The sequence below is a fragment of the Terrimonas sp. genome (genome assembly GCF_003075435.1).
Taxonomy (GTDB): Bacteria; Bacteroidota; Bacteroidia; order Chitinophagales; family Chitinophagaceae; genus Agriterribacter.
Genome location: NZ_QCZJ01000026.1, coordinates 23,713 through 40,999 on the forward strand (window position 1 = coordinate 23,713; position 17,287 = coordinate 40,999).

Below are 17,287 nucleotides of genomic sequence, written 5' to 3' on the forward strand. Positions count from 1 at the left end.
TCAGGTAAGTAAATGTAGGGCATTATTGCCTTCGCAAAACAGCAGATCCAAAATACTGAGGCAGGGTATAAAGCCCAGCTTTTCCTCAAACACCTGCCGGTAAACAGGAGATTCTCCCGCAAAACTATCCAGGGTTCCGGGTAATATTTTGTTCCGCATATCTATCATTCCCGGCTCATCATATATTTTTTTATACTCATTTGTGAAAGCAATTTCAACCTGTGCTTTTAATTGTTTCAGCACCCATTGCATCAGGTCAAAATTAAAGTCCCACAAAAAAGTATAATGCTTGTTATAAAAAATTTCAAGGCCATCTTTATAAAATTCAAACCACGGAGAATGGTTATAAGCAGAGGTAATACTACGCCAGTGGACCTTCTGCCATTTTTGCAGATTGTCAATTTTCACCTGGCGTATCATTTCGTCTGAATTACGCCCACCAATTATGGGAATACTCAAATCAATCCTCCCATTACCCCCGGCAATAGAACAACGGTTCCTGAAACTCATTTTTTGCCAGCGTTCACATTGCTCTATTATTATATACTTTGAATTTATTAAATTTTTATAGTAAATAACATTTCCAAAATATTGTAAATCAATAATTAACATTATTTTATTTTAAATTAAATAGAATATTTTCTAAATCGCTTCAAAAAGTTCAATTTATATATAAACAGACGCTGTAAAATTGATAATTAAATAATAAATAATTATTTTAAAAAACTGGTTTACAAAATATTAAAATATATAATTGAACTAAATTTTTGAGTAAACAAATTTTCTAAAATTTTGTAACTTTTACTCCTCTAAAGCTAATATTTTTAGCGGCAAATTGGCGAAGATTTAACCCTCCTCTTTTCTACATCTTTTAAACAGATGCTATAAATTGCAGTTCTAAATATTTATATGAATAAAAAAACAATATCTTCTCTCCTACTCTTTTCGCTTGTTATGAGCTTTTATTCTTGCAGACAAATTGTCGCACCGGAGTATGTTGCCATAGATAATATTCAATTTGGCGGAGAAAGTTTTTCGAAAACGGTTTTATCGGCAGATGTGAAATTGTACAATCCCAATAAATCAAATCTCACATTCAAATCGGGCAGTCTCGACATTTATGTTGACAACCGTTTACTGGGTCATACGGAATTAGACTCAACCATTCATATAGCCAAATCAGACACATTTACCGTGCCTATTGCGGTAAACCTTAACATGGGAAATGTTTTGGGAAATGCCCTTGCCCTGGGGCTCAAAGATTCAGTTTTGATACGGTTAGATGGGAACGTAAAAGTGGGTAGATCCGGCGTTTTTATTACCCGCCCGGTAAAATATGAGCAGAAAGAAAAATTGGATTTGCTGGGGTGGTGAGATTGGAAATTTGAAATTTGAGATTGCAGGTTGGAAGTTTATAGTTTGTGGTTTCGGATTTTCCTTACACCTTCTATCCTACACCTTCTATCCTACACCTTCCTCCTTACGCTTGCTGAAGACTGATAGCTGATACCTGACCGCTGATAGCAAAAAAAAGAAAAGCTCCCGGCTCGTACATTAGGATAGAGGATCAGGAGCTTTCATAGGATGGTTAGTCAATAGAAATTGGATAAAACGTGCTCTTCAACAGGATGATTGGATTTTCAGGTTTTCCACAGAATAAATAGCTCAAATATTTCAATCAGATAAGGTTTAAAAGCAATAAGCTATCTGAAATTTGCTCAATATTAATTGCAGATATATAACGCATATCTTACGATAAATTGCATAAGCCTTTATCTTTTTTTGTAAAAAGTTTGATTTACAATGAGTTTTATTATAATATTTCAAATTTTCAGGTAATGGTTACCGTATATGCAAGGTGAGTTATACCCCTAAAAACGCAGGTTGAAATCTGTAGAAGTCAAAAATCCTTCTACACTTTAAAAAATCAATAATCAGCAGGCTGTAATTATAATTAATATCGAAGTGGGTTTCTTCTTCGCTTCCAGATATAATTGCGCACATTCATCCAAAAAGCAATAAACATATATATAATAATAGGCGAGCCCATTGTGAGCAGGGAAATATAGATAAAGTGCTTGCGGATAACAGTATTGGCGATGCCTATCTTTTCACCAATGTAGGAGCATACTCCAAACACCTGCCATTCGATAAACTGCTTAAATCTGTTCATAACACAAAATTATAAAAAATAAATAACGGGTTTATTACCTGCATGTTATTAAAGCCGTTATTTTTCGATAAATTCGCACGGATTTTCACGTCAGGATGCAATTCCTGCCCACTACACGGCGATTGATAGGTCCAACTAAATCAATAAATCTTAAATAATATAATCTATGGTTTTCGATCTTGATCTCATTAAAAAAACCTACGAAGCAATGCCTGCGAAAGTTGAGGCTGCACGTAAACTAACCGGTACTCCCCTTACGCTTGCAGAAAAAATTTTATATACTCACCTGTTTGAACCTGCTACAAGACCATACGAAAGAGGTAAAGATTATGTTGATTTTGCGCCAGACCGCGTAGCCATGCAGGATGCTACCGCGCAAATGGCACTTTTACAGTTTATGACAGCCGGCAGAGATAAAGTGGCTGTTCCTTCTACAGTACATTGTGATCACCTTATACAGGCAAAAGTTGGTGCTGTGCAGGATCTGGCAACTGCCGTTGATGTAAATAAAGAAGTATACGACTTTCTCGCCTCTATCTCTAATAAATATGGCATCGGTTTCTGGAAAGCCGGCGCCGGCATTATTCACCAGGTGGTTTTGGAAAACTATGCTTTTCCCGGTGGTATGATGATTGGTACTGACTCACATACGCCCAATGCCGGCGGATTGGGTATGGTTGCCATTGGTGTTGGTGGCGCCGACGCTGTGGATGTAATGGCAGGTCTTGCGTGGGAACTTAAAATGCCTAAACTTATTGGTGTAAAACTTACAGGTAAACTTAGCGGCTGGGCGTCTGCTAAAGATGTAATTCTTAAAGTGGCAGGTATACTTACAGTAAAAGGCGGTACCGGCGCTATTGTTGAATATTTTGGTGAAGGCGCGGATAGCTTAAGCGCTACCGGTAAGGCTACCATTTGTAATATGGGTGCAGAAATAGGTGCTACCTGCTCTGTTTTTGCATACGATGAAAAGATGGCGGCTTATCTTAAGGCAACAGAAAGAGCAGAAGTGGCAGCACTTGCTGATGGTATTAAAGAACACCTTCGTCCGGATGCTGAAGTATATGCCAACCCCGCAAAATACTACGATCAGTTAATTGAAATAAACCTGGATGAACTGGAACCTTATATAAATGGTCCGTTCACACCGGATCTGGCATGGCCCATCAGCAAATTTGCTGAAGCGGTAAAAGCTAATCAATGGCCGGAAAGACTGGAAGTGGCATTGATAGGTTCATGTACCAACTCTTCTTATGAAGACATCAGCCGTTCAGCTTCTCTTGCCAAACAGGCAGTTGATAAAAATCTTAAAACAAGAGCCGAATTCACTATCACTCCCGGAAGTGAACTGGTAAGATATACGATTGAAAAAGATGGTTTCCTTAAAACCTTCGACAAAATAGGTGGTGTTGTACTGGCAAATGCCTGCGGACCTTGCATTGGTCAATGGGCAAGACATATAGACGACCCCAACCGCAAAAACTCTATCATCACTTCTTTCAACAGGAACTTTGCAAAACGTAATGATGGTTTGGCAAGCACACACGCGTTTGTTGCTTCTCCTGAAATAGTAACCGCATTTGCCATAGCAGGTGATCTTACTTTCAATCCTTTAAAGGACAAGCTGAAAAACGAGAATGGCGAAGAAGTAATGCTTGATGAACCTACCGGCGTTGAATTACCGCCCAAAGGATTTTCTGTTGATGATCCGGGTTACCAGGCGCCTGCAAAAGATGGCAGCAAGGTACAGGTAATTGTTAATCCTGATTCACAACGTTTGCAATTATTATCTCCCTTTACCCCATGGGAAGGCACAGATCTGAAAGGATTGAAACTATTGATAAAAGCAAAAGGAAAATGTACTACCGACCATATTTCTATGGCAGGTCCCTGGTTAAAATTCCGTGGTCACTTAGACAACATCAGTAATAATATGCTGATTGGCGCTATCAATTTTTACAATGATAAAACCGATACGGTAAAGAACCAGTTGACCGGAGAATACGGAGCTGTGCCCGCTACTGCAAGAGCATATAAAGCAGCAAGTGTAGGCAGTATAGTGGTGGGTGATGAAAACTATGGTGAAGGTTCAAGTCGTGAGCATGCGGCTATGGAACCCCGCCACCTGGGCGTAAGAGCAATATTGGTAAGAAGCTTTGCACGTATACATGAAACCAACCTGAAAAAGCAGGGTATGCTTGCGCTTACTTTTGCCAACAAGGAAGATTATGAAAAAGTACAGGAAGACGACAGCATTGATATACTGGGACTGACAACTTTCGCACCCGGTAAACCATTAACCGTTGTACTTCATCACAAAGATGGCACTTCAGATACCATTACTGTAAATCATACCTATAATGAGCAGCAGATACAATGGTTTAAAGAAGGCGGTGCATTAAACCTGATAAGAAAACAATTTTCAAAATAATTGCGGTTAGTAAATCAGAAAAGGTCCTGGCTGTTGCCGGGACTTTTTGTTTGGGATGCCGCGAAAAAGATAGTCACCGATTTTGCGTTCCAAGTCTGTGGGATGATTTAGGTGTATAACCATTAAGGAATTAAGAAACATTAAGACCAATTAATTGGTATCCTTAATTGCTTAATGTTAAAGTTAATTTACCGCGCTGCTCCATTGCGAGAAACCATGATGAAGTTCGTAGCAATTTCTCTACCTGTGCAGTCCTCTCCGCTTCAGGTACTCCAGCAACGCCCAGGGCAAATCTGTTTGAATGATATTGGTATATCTTAAATGCAGTAACGCATCAAAACCTGTATCTCTTTTTTCCAATTCCTTTTTATCATATTTATTAAGCGCGTTCATCCAAAGCCGTTTTCCTTTAGCCCGGATAATACTCATGAGTGAATCTGAATAAAATTTATCATCTGCATGGACAACAGGTACGGACATCGTTAATTTAAAAATACTATCCACATCAGCTTTGTTGTATGCACGTGTCATAAATTGCAGATGAGGGTTCATTTTAAACAGTGGATCCGCGTCTTTATAATCATACAGGAAAAAAAGGCACTGGTGTTCTATCTTTTTCTTTCTCATAATCTTTAATGTTGATTTTGCCGCTCTCTCCCCTTCTGCTTTATAATCTATATCAAGCATAGCATTTCCTTTCACCAGTTTCACCATCTCTTTAAATGTGGGAATTTTTTCTTCCGTAGGTTTGCCATTATGCAACAGGTGAAGTTTTTTAAGCTGCTTCCATGTCATTGCTTCAACAAGCCCTTTGCCGGTAGTGGTGCGATCAACTGTTTTGTCGTGCATGATGATCAGCACACCATCTTTTGTTTCCCGCACATCCAGTTCAACAATATCTACTCCCATTGCTATCATTTCTTTTACTGCAGCCACAGAATTTTCCGGATTGTTTTCACTCTGTGCCCTGTGTGAGGCTACCAGTATTCTATCAGGACGATTATGAAAATCACTCAGAATACTATCTAATTGAGGCTGTGCTGTTACGACTGAGGTCAGCAATACCAGTAATGCCAATAAAAAAAAACGGTGCAGTCTCGTCATACTTGTTTATTAGCTATAGAGCAGATTATTATCGCTTCATACTAATTCAAAATGTTATTCCACTTCAATTGAACATCCTGATAAAGTTATTATCTTACCGCCCCAAATAGAATTTATTGCTGTATGAAACGATTCTCTGAATCTTCATTTTATTTGTCTCTCCTAATAATTATGTCTATGTCATGTAACCAACCCGAACAAAAAAAAGCTGATGATACCACTGTGCCGCAAAAAGGCAGTTACGCTTACGATGCCGCATTCCTGAAAAAATACCTGAAACATATAGTTGAGCTTAAAAACAATGATGGCGCACGTGTTTTAGTAACAGGAGATTACCAGGCACGTGTAATGACCAGTTCTGCAAATAATGATACCGGCAATAGTTTTGGCTGGTTAAATTATGATCTTATTGCTTCGCAAAAATTTAAACCGCAGTTTCACGCGGTTGGCGGTGAAGAACGCTTTTGGATAGGTCCTGAAGGCGGACAATATTCCTTTTACTTTAAAAATGGAGATGCCTTTACTATTAAACAATGGCAGGTACCGCCTGTTATTGATACTGTTGCCTATAATGTAGTAACTGAAGACAGCAGCAGCATAACATTTTCGCAGCAGGCTATGGTAAATAACTTTAGCGGTACTCCATTCAACATTGAAATTACAAGATCTATACAATTGCTTGACCAGTCTTTATTGCTGGAACATTTAAAAACAGATGTACCCGCGGGTGTAAAATGGGTAGCCTATGAAACAAATAATAATGTAAAAAATGCAGGTGACAGTGAATGGAAAAAAGAAACAGGGCTACTCTCTATCTGGCTGCTCGGCATGTTCACCCCTTCTGAGGAAACAATAACCATTGTGCCTTTCAAAAATATTCCTGATGCAAAAAAATATATTACAGATAATTATTTCGGTAAAATACCGGAAGATCGTTTAGTTGTTAGTGATAGCGCCTTGCTATTGCGCTGTGATGGCAGACACCGCAGCAAACTCGGGCTCTCTCCTGTAATTGCCAGGCCTGTTGCGGGCAGCTTTGATTTCAAAAGGAATATCCTTACCATTATTTTCTTTTCTGTAAATACTGAAGGCGCATATGTAAACTCCAAATGGGAGCAGCAAAAAGAACCATATAAAGGAGATGTGGTCAATGCTTATAATGACGGACCATTGGAAGATGGATCACAATTAGGACCTTTCTATGAATTGGAGTCTTCATCTTCAGCTTTACCTTTAAAGCCAGGTGAAACACAGCAATACAAACAGGTAACCTGCCATTTTGAGGGCGACTATAAAGGATTGGAACAACTGGCACAGCAACTGCTGGGCGTAAAGCTCGATAGTATTAAAATGAAATAACGCTCTCTTTGAAATAACACTCATACATACATTACTGAAAATAAAATACCAATGAGATTATATAAGACTTCCGGTGGAATTATTGTAGAAATGAATAATACATTCTATACAACAAACGAAGACTTTGACACCCTGGTAAACAGGGATAATTTGTATGGTTACTTATCATCCCCCGGAAAGCCAGCAACAATTGCCGCTGAAGATGCAAAGCAATTGATACAATCCTCGTTACTGCCACCTATCGGCACACAGGAAGTTTGGGCAGCAGGCGTAACTTATTTACGCAGCCGCGATGCACGTATGGAAGAATCCAAAGAATCCGGCGGCGCTACATTTTATGATAAGGTATATGTTGCGGAAAGACCTGAGTTATTTTTTAAATCACTTCCACATCGCGTAGCAGGCCACGAACAGGAAGTATATATAAGAAAAGATTCCAAATGGGATGTGCCGGAACCGGAACTTACTTTATACATCAACTCAAAAGGAAGTATACAGGCTTATACTGTTGGCAATGACATGAGCTCAAGAAGCATTGAAGGAGAAAACCCACTCTATCTTCCTCAGGCTAAAACATACGAAAGAAGCGCGGCCCTTGGTCCATGCTTGTATATTCCTGAACAGCCCATTAATCCTGATACTAATATTCACATGGTGATCAACAGGAATGGCAAACCAATTTTTGAAGGCACTATTAAAATCAGCCAGATGAAAAGGACATTGCCTGAGCTGGCAGGATTTCTTTTCAGGGAAATGGATTTTCCCACTGGATGTTTCCTGATGACAGGCACCTGCCTTGTACCCGACAATGATTTTACTTTGCAACCCGGCGACAGTGTAAGCATTTCAATAGATGAAATTGGAACGCTGACGAACAAGGTGGTTTACCATACGGCTAAATAATACTATATGAGACGTGAGATATGAAAGTTCGTTTCACATCTCACGTCTCACGAAAGTATACAGGCATCAATTAATTGACCGATCACTGGTACAGCTATTTTCCGGGGGAATTTTTATTTAACTATTACCGAATCCTGGTTATCCCTGTAAGGAGGCAACCTGAAATCAAATACATTCTTTTCTTTATTTACCAGCGACACAGATGCTGCGTTTATTTTTGCCGGCGACAATATCTCGAAAGTAAATGAATCTCTTATGCTGTATTCAGGTTTTTCACCTTCACATACTCTTAAAACGCCCGGGTGAATAAAGCTGTACTCAAATAAATTTTTTCCATTTACATCTTTAAACTGGATAATAAAAGGCTTGCTTTTATCTCCGTTCTCAAAAGGAACTCTTCCAGGCCGTATAGCGCGGCTGCCAGGTACTATACTAAACGCTCCATCTTTGTAAGATATCGTTACTGATTCATGAGCATTATTTGAATCATTAAAATAATCGGGTTTAAAACTGCCCTTCAAACTATCAAGCTTTGCCAGTTCCTTATCAATATTTTTTGTTTTAGACTGCTTATTTCCTGTGCATGAAAAAATAAAGCAGGAAACCATCAGAAGAATGAAAATATATTTCATAACAATAAATTTAAGTTTGTTTGCAATTATTCGCCACCGGCCCTGTGAAGAATAGAATACAATATCCTGTCGCGGCAAGGCCTTTCATAAGGGTGCATAGCTGTTCCTGAAGACTCCATAACACAAGATGCAGGGCAAAGTTTATACCACCCGCTCGTGCCCATCTGGTGTGCATCTGCCGAACTCATGCCACGACCGGCTGCCGCGCTTTGACAAGCCGATAAGCTACTCCAGTTATTAGGCAATTCGCTTTCCTGCCAGTGTACGCCGCCTCCATATTCATCAGCAAGCCTGTAAAAATTATGGCCGCTTTCGTGCAGTAAAGTACCTTTTACATAATGCTCGGCAGAAAACAACAATTTATCCGGCTCAGCAAAATCCCTGATATCTCTGTTGTGCAGAATAACCTTACCCTGGGCAAAACTCAACTGATCCCAGTTTGATGGTATTTCATGATCCCTTGTTTCGGTATCATAATCGTGCGCATGACCGGTAAAAGGATTAATAAAGAAATTATAGCTGTTCCTGAACCTCCGGATATAATCCTCGCCGTGAAACACTTCGTCAATATCCACTTTTACGGCATTGTAAAAGGTATTGATATTCATATCTGTGTCTGGTATAAAAACCAGGTTCAAAACATTATTGATATCGCCCACTATATAAACGGGTGCCGGCTGGTTGCTTACAGGGTATGGACGCGTTGCAAACTTAATATCATGCGTATAATGCTTATCGTTACCATATACTTCAAAGCGATAGTTAACGATCCTGTTAGACGCGTATCCTCCGCTTTTCACAAACTGTATAGGGAAGCCGGGATTATTCCATTCCTGCAGTAATACCGTAGCAGATGTGCCGGTTACAGCACCCGAAGCATTAATGGCTTGCACGGTTTCATACAGCTTTACATTTTCAACATTACCATCTATTTTCTTTAATGAAAATGTTACATTTTCCCCTGAACCAGGATAGATGGGTGTGTGTATAGCGAACGTTTCAGGGTCAGGCTTACAGGAAAATAAAGAAAGCATTGCCATTACTGCGCACAACTGCAGTAAGATCTTTTTATCCAGGTATAACATAGCTTTAAAGTTTAGTATCAGAAATTTTATTCCTTCTAAGAGTGTCGAATATGGTTCCTGCATTCCAGGAACCATCTCTCTGTACTATAATCATGCGCCCGGATAAATTGTTACCGCTTGTTTATATCTGGGTAATAAAAGAGAAATGATTAAAGGGAAGAGAGCCGTTGAAGTAATTTCTTTACCGCAATGTCATAAATTAAATGTGCAAAGAATTTTTAGAGCTGATAGAAACCTTGCTGCGGAACATGAAAGATAATACCGCCTCTATGAGGCTTTGGTAAAAAAGATAACGGTTCTACCAAAACTCCGCCCTTACAGGGCTTTATGTAAAGAGGCAAATTGGTTTACCAGCTTCCTCCGGCGCCACCGCCACCAAAGCTACCACCGCCAAAACCACCAAAGCCGCCGCCACCTGAGCTTCCGCCACCGCTCCATCCACCGCCACCACGGGAGCCGCCACCTCCTGAAGGGAACCACCATATTGGCGGAACACCAGAATCCCTGTAACCACGGCGGCTCATGAAAGAACCACCGCCTCCACCACCGCTTCGCGAAATGATCATTACAATAATAAAGATGATAATAAGTACTACAAATACAGGTACGCCTTTGGCGGAGTTTCCACGGTCTGCATAACCTTCTGGAGGCGTATATTCACCTGCGGCAGCTTTCATTATTGAAGTAGTGCCTTCATCTATGCCCCGGTAAAAATCATTACCCCTGAAATTGGGGAGAATATCATTATCAACAATCTGTTTGCAGGTGATATCAGGCAGCACACCTTCCAGCCCGTAGCCAGGCGCAATAAAAACTTTCCTGTCGTCTTTTGCAATCAGGAAAACAACACCATTGTTGAATTCCTTGTTTCCAACACCCCATTTACGTCCTAATGCTGTTGCGAATTCGTAAGGATCATAATCTTTCAGCGTTTTTACAATAACAACAGCGATCTGGTTAGAGGTAGTATCATCATAATCCTTAAGCTTATGTTCCAGCATTTCCTGCTGCAACTGTGTAAGCGTGCCGGTAAAATCATTTACCAGTTTGGGAGGATTGGGCACGGCGGGAATAATTTTATCTACCTGGGCATAGCTGCCAAGGGAAATAAAAACTAATATGACCAGTAAAAATTTCTTCATTACAATCTTATAATGCCCATCCTGTTATTTTCCAAATACTATTTCATCAGGCAGCTCATTTTTGTCGGTATGCGCGTCAAAAGGGAAATGTTCTCGGAGGGCTGCCCCTACTTCAGTAACGATCTGTATAATGCCTTCGCAAAAATGTGCCGCGTTAAATTCGCTCAATATATGATTCACTTCTTCACGCCAAAACCTATCTCCCACTTTTTTATGAATGCCTTCATCTCCGAAAATAGCCAGCTGATGATCCCTGATCGCTACATATAAAAGCACGCCATTGCGCAGCTCTGTTTTTTCCATCTTAAGCCCATAAAACAATTCTACGGCGCGGTCAACCGGGTTAACAAAACGGCAATGGCTTTCTACGTAAATACGTATTTCACCGCTGGTAAGCCGCTCAGCTTCCCGTATTGCGGCAACAATGCGCTGGTTTTCTTCCGGAGAAAAAAAATGCTTTATTCTTGAAGAAAATAATCCCATCTGGTGTAGATGATCAATTTAAAATTTTACTTCAGGAGCTTTATCTGAACCTGGTTCTGCAGCGAAGTATCCTTTTTCTTTAAAGCCAAACATGCCTGCAAAAAGCGCATTTGGGAACGATTTAACTACAGTATTGTATTGTTGCACTGACGTGTTAAAATCATTGCGGGATACTTTAATCCTGTTCTCTGTTCCTTCCAGCTGTGCCTGAAGGCTGAGGAAGTTCTGATTGGCTTTTAGCTCAGGATATCTTTCCACGCTAACAAGCAAACGGCTCAATGCACCGCTTAGTTCTCCCTGTGCCTGCTGAAACTGCGCCAGCTTTTCCGGAGTAAGATCACCGGCATCAATATTTACTGAGGTAGCTTTTGCCCTTGCTTCTATTACTTTTGTAAGCGTTTCCTGCTCAAAATCAGCAGCACCTTTTACAGTATTTACCAGGTTAGGTATCAGGTCTGCACGGCGCTGGTATTCACTCTGCACATTACCCCATTTGCCTTTTACATCCTGGTCGAGGCCAACCATTTTATTATAGCCCGAGCAGCCGCAACCACCCAGTAATAATATTGCACCAATAATTACAATCAAAACAATACTTTTTGATTTCATACGTATAGCTTTTAAATTTTAGTAAAAATACATAACCTCACACATTAGCAAAACTTATTTTGTATTCTGAAAGAAGTCGCCTGCCAGTAACCCTATTTCTTCTTTTGATAATTTTTCTTTGCCTGATGCTATTACTATCCTGTAGCGGAATGTAACAGACTGACCTTGTTTCAAAGAAAGGTTAAGTGTTTCTTTTCCTTTACTGAACACCTTTTGACCAAGCGGGTTAGCGGCAAAAAGTCCATAACCCCTGGCATGCCAGTAAGTAGGATAGCCAGGGTTACGGGGATGATCTATAATCACAATACTTGCAGTATCTTCTCCAATCTTTCCATATAACATACACCATTGTGCACGGGTAGCCCACACATCATCGCCTGTAATGCCTTCGCTGGTTATATAATTGCCGGAAGGCGCTGTATCCGCGCTGGCATCCACAACTGTTACATTGCCTTTATCATCTTTAAATGTTTTCTTCTCTTTTGAAGGAAGTTCCAGTTCATGTGCTACACGCAAACCAAGCATGCCGTCTTTAATATCCGGCATAGCTACAGCGGTTTTTGCGGTAAGTGTAGTAATTCTGTCAATGATCCTTTTGTTGTCATCTGCTTTAAATAAATAAGTGGTAGTTTCATCAAGCAACACCTGCTTTTTTTGATTCTCCCATGTAGCAGCTACTTTAATTTGCCCTTCCTTGCCACCTTTAGCTTTCAGTATTTTCTGGGTTCTTATCCAGCCGTATTTATCTTTTTTATCTGCAGGAATAGCATAGGAGTTATTCCAGAAATCAAGCCCGTTCACGCTTTCATAATTCAGCCATAAGCCAATATGATGCGGATGATCTGTAGGTTCATTGGGGCGTGGTTTAAAAGGAAAGCCACGGGTTACCAATTGGCCATCAGGCGCATATATGGGATATAAAAAATGTTTTTCCAGTGTATCAGTATATATTAATTCGGTAAACGGCTTACCATTAACAGTAACCGTAATTCTTTTATCAGCCTCTACAGGAGTTATTTCAATATTTAGGAGCGTTTTTTTTGACTGGGCATACAATTCATGTGATGCAAACATTAATGCCATAAGAAAAGACAAGCTAAAAAAGAAATGGTTTCTTCTCATAATTAAACATTTATAAAATTAGTATCCTTTTATTCAGTTTCGCTCTTAATTAAATATCTTTAAAGTAACGGGATAGATAAAGCTACTATTCTTTCATTAATACTCAATAAAAGAAGTTTGTCATGAAAAATTCAAGAAGAGCATTTATTAAAAAAAGCGCCATGACCGGTGTGGCTACCTATATGGGAGCATTGGGACTGAGCGCCCGGAGTTACCGCAGAATAATAGGCGCCAATGATCGTGTGAACGTTGGTGTTATAGGATATTCCGACCGCTTCAGAGGAGCATTACTGCCATCATTTTTACAGTTACAGAAAGAATTGAATTTTGATATGATAGCCCTTGCTGATTTGTGGAACAAAAGAAGGGCAGACGGGCAGGCTTTTTTAAAAGGAAAGCTTAACCATGATATTGCAGTTTATCCCAACGATGAAGCATTGCTTGCCTCAAAAGATGTTGACGCAGTTTTTATCAGCACCGCTGATTTTCAGCATGCCCTGCATACGGTTGCCGCTGTTAAAGCCGGCAAAGATGCCTACACAGAAAAACCATTGGCAGAAACAATGGAAGATGCGCGTGCTGTATTAAAAGCCGTAAATGAAAGTGGTAAAATAGTGCAGATAGGCTCGCAGAGAAGAAGCGGCGCTACATATAAAGCGGCATATGATTTTATAAACCAGGGAAAATTCGGCCCGATAACAATGGTTGAACTGATATGGAATGTAAACCAGCCCGGCCGCTGGCGTAGGCCAGATGTGGTGCCTTTATTGAAAGAAAGCGATACTGACTGGAAAAGATTTTTGCTGAACAGGCCAGTAGAAAAATTTGACCCGAGAAAATATCTTGAATTCCGTTTGTTCTGGCCATATTCATCAGGCATACCCGGGCAATGGATGTGCCACCAGATTGATACCGTACACTGGTTTGCTAATCTGCCCCACCCAAGAAGCGTTGCAGTAAATGGCGGCATATACTCCTGGAATGACGGCAGAAAAAATGCCGATACACTTACTGCTGTTTTTGACTATGGTCCTCTGAATGATCATTCATCCGGTTTCCAGGTTATATTCAGTTCCCGCATGAACAATGCCGCAGGTGATGTAAAAGAAATATATTATTCAAATGGTGGTACACTAAATCTCGATACGAATAAAATAACCCCGGACGGCGGATTAACAGAAAAGTATGCGAAGGCAATGAACATGCAGGCAAACCTGCTGCCTGAAATGTCGCTGAATGAAATGGCAACCAAAGTAACCACAGATGCCAATACCGGGGGCGATGACCTAACAGTATCGCATGTACGCAACTGGATGGAATGTGTGCGCAACCGTAAGAAGCCCAATGCACCGATAGAAGCAGGATACAATCATGCCAAAGCGGTAATTATGTCGAACGCGGCATTCAGAACCGGGCAAAAAGTTACGTTTGATGAAAAAACGCAGGAAGTTATGGCAGGAGGAAAAGCGTTTAAATATTAGCTATTGGCTATCAGCAGTCAGCTATCAGCTATCGGCTGTTGATGATTATGCAGTTTTATAGCTGATACCTGGTACTGGCACCTTATACCTACATACAATGAAATACAATATATCTTTCTTACTATTCTTAACGCTTTGCTTTCAGCAGCTTAATGCCCAAACAACCTATGCAGAAAAGTTAGGTTATCCGAAAGGTGCTAAGGTGGTTATCCTGCATGTAGATGATATGGGCATGTCTTACGAATCAAATACAGGCGGCATAGAAGCTATGACAAAAGGCGTCGCTAATTCATGCAGTGTAATGATGCCATGCCCCTGGGTTCCGGGTTTTGTGCATTACCTGAAAGAACATCCCGCCATAGATGCAGGGCTACACCTTACGCTTACTTCTGAGTGGAAAGATTATCGCTGGGGACCACTTACAGGCAAACCCGCTTCTCCCGGGCTGGTTGATACTGAAGGCGCTATGTGGCGCAGTGTAGGTGATGTAGTGCAACATGCAACACCGGATGAAGTTGAGGCTGAAATAAGAGCGCAGGTAGAACGTGCAAAGACAATGGGTTTTGAACCTACGCACCTTGATTCTCACATGGGTACTTTGTTTGCAACACCTGCATTTGCAGAACGGTATATTAAAGTGGGGATAGATTATAAAATACCGGTGATGTTTCCCTGCGGACATAACACGCTTATTACTGAAGAAATGAAAAGCACACCACAACTGTTGGCTAAAGCGCGGGAAGCCGGTACAGTATTATGGAATGCAGGCTTACCTGTACTTGATGATCTATATGCTGATAGTTATAGCTGGAAATTGCCTGAAGGAGTTGACGCTACTGATGACAATCTCCGGAAAATGAAAACAAAGAAATACATTGATATTATAAAGTCTCTTAAGCCTGGTGTAACAATGATCATCATGCATTGCACACATATTACTGAAGTTTTTCCTCACATATCCGACTCAGGCCCCACACGTAAAGGAGATTTACTTGCAATGATGGATCCCGAGTTTAAAAAAGCCCTGCAAAAAGAAGGCATTGTATTAGCTACATGGAGGGAATTAAAAGAAAGAAGAGATAAGGTGAAATAATCACCGTATATACCTGCGCGAAATCCACAACAGGTTAAATTTGAGTGAAAGAAAAACAGCTTTCACAAATACAAAGTTTTTGGCATCCGGCGCATGAGAGGTAAAATAAATCTTTCCATTCCTTATCTTTTTTACGTATTGAAAAGAGTGTCCTGCCGGGTCGATATTATTCCTGTATAAAATATAGCTCATAGGTTACCGTACATAAAAACTTATATCGAAAATATATACATACCCATAGGTTGACAATTTTTTTCGATGAATGTGCTTAATTTTAAGGTAGATAAAGTGTTTTCTCCTGTTGCTGTTTGAAACTTTTTATTTAAGAAAAATCAATGAAAATGAAAGTTCTTTTTGCAACCACTGTGTTTTGTTTTTTCTTTTTTGTTAATTATGCACAACAAAAACCCATTTTACTTAAGCATGTAACTATTATAGATGGCAATGGCGGCAAACCGCTTGCTGATGCAGATGTATTGATAAAAGGAGACAGCTTTGCCGGAATAGGAAAAAATCTTGAAGCTGATAATGCTGTTATAAAAGATATGACCAGCAAAACAATTATGCCGGCTTTAATCAGCGGACATAGTCATACGGGTAATATTACCGGCACACAAAGCAATGCTGCTAATTATACAAGAGATAATTTATTGCATCATTTAAAACGTTATGAGCAATATGGTGTTGGTGCTTTATTATGTATGGGCACCGACCGTCCGCTTATTTTTAATGGGTTCAGGGATTCCTCTGTTGCAGGCTTATTACCAGGTGCAAGAATGTATTCAGCAGGTTTTGGATTTGGTATGCCCGGCAACCCGCCTGCCGCAGCATTTGGCATAAATCACACATTTACTTCCGGTACCGATCCTGAAATTGAAAAACAAGTTGCTGTACTCGCTAAACTTAAGCCTTCGTTTGTAAAAATCTGGGTAGATGATTTTGGCGGATCAAACAAAAAAATGCCGGAAGATATATACAGGATAATTATAAAGGAAGCACACAAACATGGGCTGCGTGTGGCTTCGCATGTGTATTATCTTGAAGATGCGCATAAGCTGATTGATGCAGGCGTGGATGTTTTAGCGCATAGTGTAAGAGATAAAGAGGTGGATGATGCTTTGCTGAAAAAAATGAAAGAAAAAAATATTGTTTATATCCCAACACTTACAAGAGAGATATTTGAATTTATATACGCGGAAAATCCTGCATGGATAAATGATGATTTTTTTAAAGCCGCGCTTGAGCCGGGTGTATATGAAATGCTTACTTCGCCAGAATATATCAACAACATAAAGAACTCACCAGGATATGTGAGAAATAAAAAAGGACTTGAGATTGCTATTAAAAATCTTAAAAAAATATATGAAGCCGGTATAATGGTGGTAATGGGTACAGACTCCGGGGCAACTCCTGCCAGAGCTGAGGGCTTTGCAGAACATCTTGAACTGGAACTTATGGTAAGTGCCGGGCTTACGCCATTGCAGGCCATCACTATTTCAACAAAAAATGCCGCTAAGTTTTTGAGTTGTAACAAAGACTATGGCACCATTGAAACCGGCAGGAAAGCTGACTTTATTGTATTATCCGGCAATCCGGAAAAAAACATTCTTAATACGCGGAATATTGAAGTGGTATGGAAAAACGGTGAGGAAGTGAAGCACTGAGGCTGT

Annotated in this window: 17 protein-coding genes; 7 read left to right on the top strand and 10 right to left on the bottom strand. The window is 40.1% G+C overall.

The window, feature by feature from the left end:
- Entirely contained in the window at positions 1 to 612 is a 612-nt protein-coding gene (locus DC498_RS21065) for a WbqC family protein (RefSeq protein WP_116876146.1), read from the bottom strand.
- A 297-nt stretch (positions 613 to 909) separates the two neighbouring features.
- Between DC498_RS21065 and DC498_RS21070 the strand changes: the two genes are divergently transcribed.
- A complete protein-coding gene (locus tag DC498_RS21070; protein ID WP_116876147.1) occupies positions 910 to 1,374 on the top strand; it encodes an LEA type 2 family protein in 465 nt (154 codons plus the stop codon).
- Positions 1,375 to 1,954: 580 nt separating this feature from the next.
- Here DC498_RS21070 and DC498_RS21075 read toward each other — a convergent pair.
- Positions 1,955 to 2,173 (bottom strand): PspC family transcriptional regulator, encoded by a 219-nt coding sequence (locus DC498_RS21075; RefSeq protein ID WP_116876148.1) that lies wholly within the window; start codon positions 2,171 to 2,173, stop codon positions 1,955 to 1,957.
- Between the two features lie 166 nt (positions 2,174 to 2,339).
- On the opposite strand from DC498_RS21075, the gene DC498_RS21080 reads away from it, so the two are divergent.
- The gene (locus DC498_RS21080) at positions 2,340 to 4,604 is read left to right on the top strand and encodes an aconitate hydratase (RefSeq protein WP_116876149.1); all 2,265 of its coding nucleotides are present in this window, start codon (positions 2,340 to 2,342) and stop codon (positions 4,602 to 4,604) included.
- Between the two features lie 240 nt (positions 4,605 to 4,844).
- Here DC498_RS21080 and DC498_RS21085 read toward each other — a convergent pair whose 3' ends face one another.
- Positions 4,845 to 5,708, bottom strand: coding sequence for a glycerophosphodiester phosphodiesterase family protein (locus DC498_RS21085; protein WP_116876150.1), 864 nt, complete (start codon positions 5,706 to 5,708; stop codon positions 4,845 to 4,847).
- 177 nt (positions 5,709 to 5,885) lie between these two features.
- Between DC498_RS21085 and DC498_RS21090 the strand changes: the two genes are divergently transcribed.
- Both DC498_RS21090 and DC498_RS21095 read left to right on the top strand, forming a co-directional pair.
- Positions 5,886 to 7,067, top strand: a complete 1,182-nt coding sequence (locus tag DC498_RS21090) for a DUF6786 family protein (protein ID WP_116876151.1) — start codon at positions 5,886 to 5,888, stop codon at positions 7,065 to 7,067.
- 51 nt (positions 7,068 to 7,118) lie between these two features.
- Positions 7,119 to 7,970, top strand: a complete 852-nt coding sequence (locus DC498_RS21095) for a fumarylacetoacetate hydrolase family protein (protein ID WP_116876152.1) — start codon at positions 7,119 to 7,121, stop codon at positions 7,968 to 7,970.
- Between the two features lie 113 nt (positions 7,971 to 8,083).
- Here the strand turns inward: DC498_RS21095 and DC498_RS21100 are convergent, their stop codons facing one another.
- The 6 genes from DC498_RS21100 to DC498_RS21125 form a co-directional block, all read right to left on the bottom strand.
- On the bottom strand, positions 8,084 to 8,602 hold the full coding sequence (locus tag DC498_RS21100; protein WP_116876153.1) for a hypothetical protein: 519 nt from the start codon (positions 8,600 to 8,602) through the stop codon (positions 8,084 to 8,086).
- 26 nt (positions 8,603 to 8,628) lie between these two features.
- Entirely contained in the window at positions 8,629 to 9,687 is a 1,059-nt protein-coding gene (locus DC498_RS21105; protein ID WP_133176929.1) for a hypothetical protein, read from the bottom strand.
- A 347-nt stretch (positions 9,688 to 10,034) separates the two neighbouring features.
- Entirely contained in the window at positions 10,035 to 10,829 is a 795-nt protein-coding gene (locus tag DC498_RS21110; RefSeq protein ID WP_116876155.1) for a TPM domain-containing protein, read from the bottom strand.
- Between the two features lie 24 nt (positions 10,830 to 10,853).
- Positions 10,854 to 11,312 (bottom strand): TPM domain-containing protein, encoded by a 459-nt coding sequence (locus tag DC498_RS21115; RefSeq protein ID WP_116876156.1) that lies wholly within the window; start codon positions 11,310 to 11,312, stop codon positions 10,854 to 10,856.
- Between the two features lie 18 nt (positions 11,313 to 11,330).
- The gene (locus tag DC498_RS21120) at positions 11,331 to 11,921 is read right to left on the bottom strand and encodes a LemA family protein (protein WP_116876157.1); all 591 of its coding nucleotides are present in this window, start codon (positions 11,919 to 11,921) and stop codon (positions 11,331 to 11,333) included.
- Positions 11,922 to 11,975: 54 nt separating this feature from the next.
- Positions 11,976 to 13,043, bottom strand: coding sequence for a PmoA family protein (locus tag DC498_RS21125; RefSeq protein WP_206197717.1), 1,068 nt, complete (start codon positions 13,041 to 13,043; stop codon positions 11,976 to 11,978).
- Positions 13,044 to 13,165: 122 nt separating this feature from the next.
- Between DC498_RS21125 and DC498_RS21130 the strand changes: the two genes are divergently transcribed.
- Entirely contained in the window at positions 13,166 to 14,524 is a 1,359-nt protein-coding gene (locus DC498_RS21130) for a Gfo/Idh/MocA family protein (protein WP_116876158.1), read from the top strand.
- A gap of 97 nt (positions 14,525 to 14,621) precedes the next feature.
- A complete protein-coding gene (locus DC498_RS21135; RefSeq protein ID WP_116876159.1) occupies positions 14,622 to 15,617 on the top strand; it encodes a polysaccharide deacetylase family protein in 996 nt (331 codons plus the stop codon).
- Here DC498_RS21135 and DC498_RS21140 read toward each other — a convergent pair whose 3' ends face one another.
- Positions 15,618 to 15,809 (bottom strand): hypothetical protein, encoded by a 192-nt coding sequence (locus tag DC498_RS21140; protein WP_116876160.1) that lies wholly within the window; start codon positions 15,807 to 15,809, stop codon positions 15,618 to 15,620. It abuts the gene before it with no gap.
- A gap of 149 nt (positions 15,810 to 15,958) precedes the next feature.
- Between DC498_RS21140 and DC498_RS21145 the strand changes: the two genes are divergently transcribed.
- On the top strand, positions 15,959 to 17,281 hold the full coding sequence (locus DC498_RS21145) for an amidohydrolase family protein (RefSeq protein ID WP_165813919.1): 1,323 nt from the start codon (positions 15,959 to 15,961) through the stop codon (positions 17,279 to 17,281).
- The last annotated feature ends 6 nt before the right edge of the window (positions 17,282 to 17,287 follow it).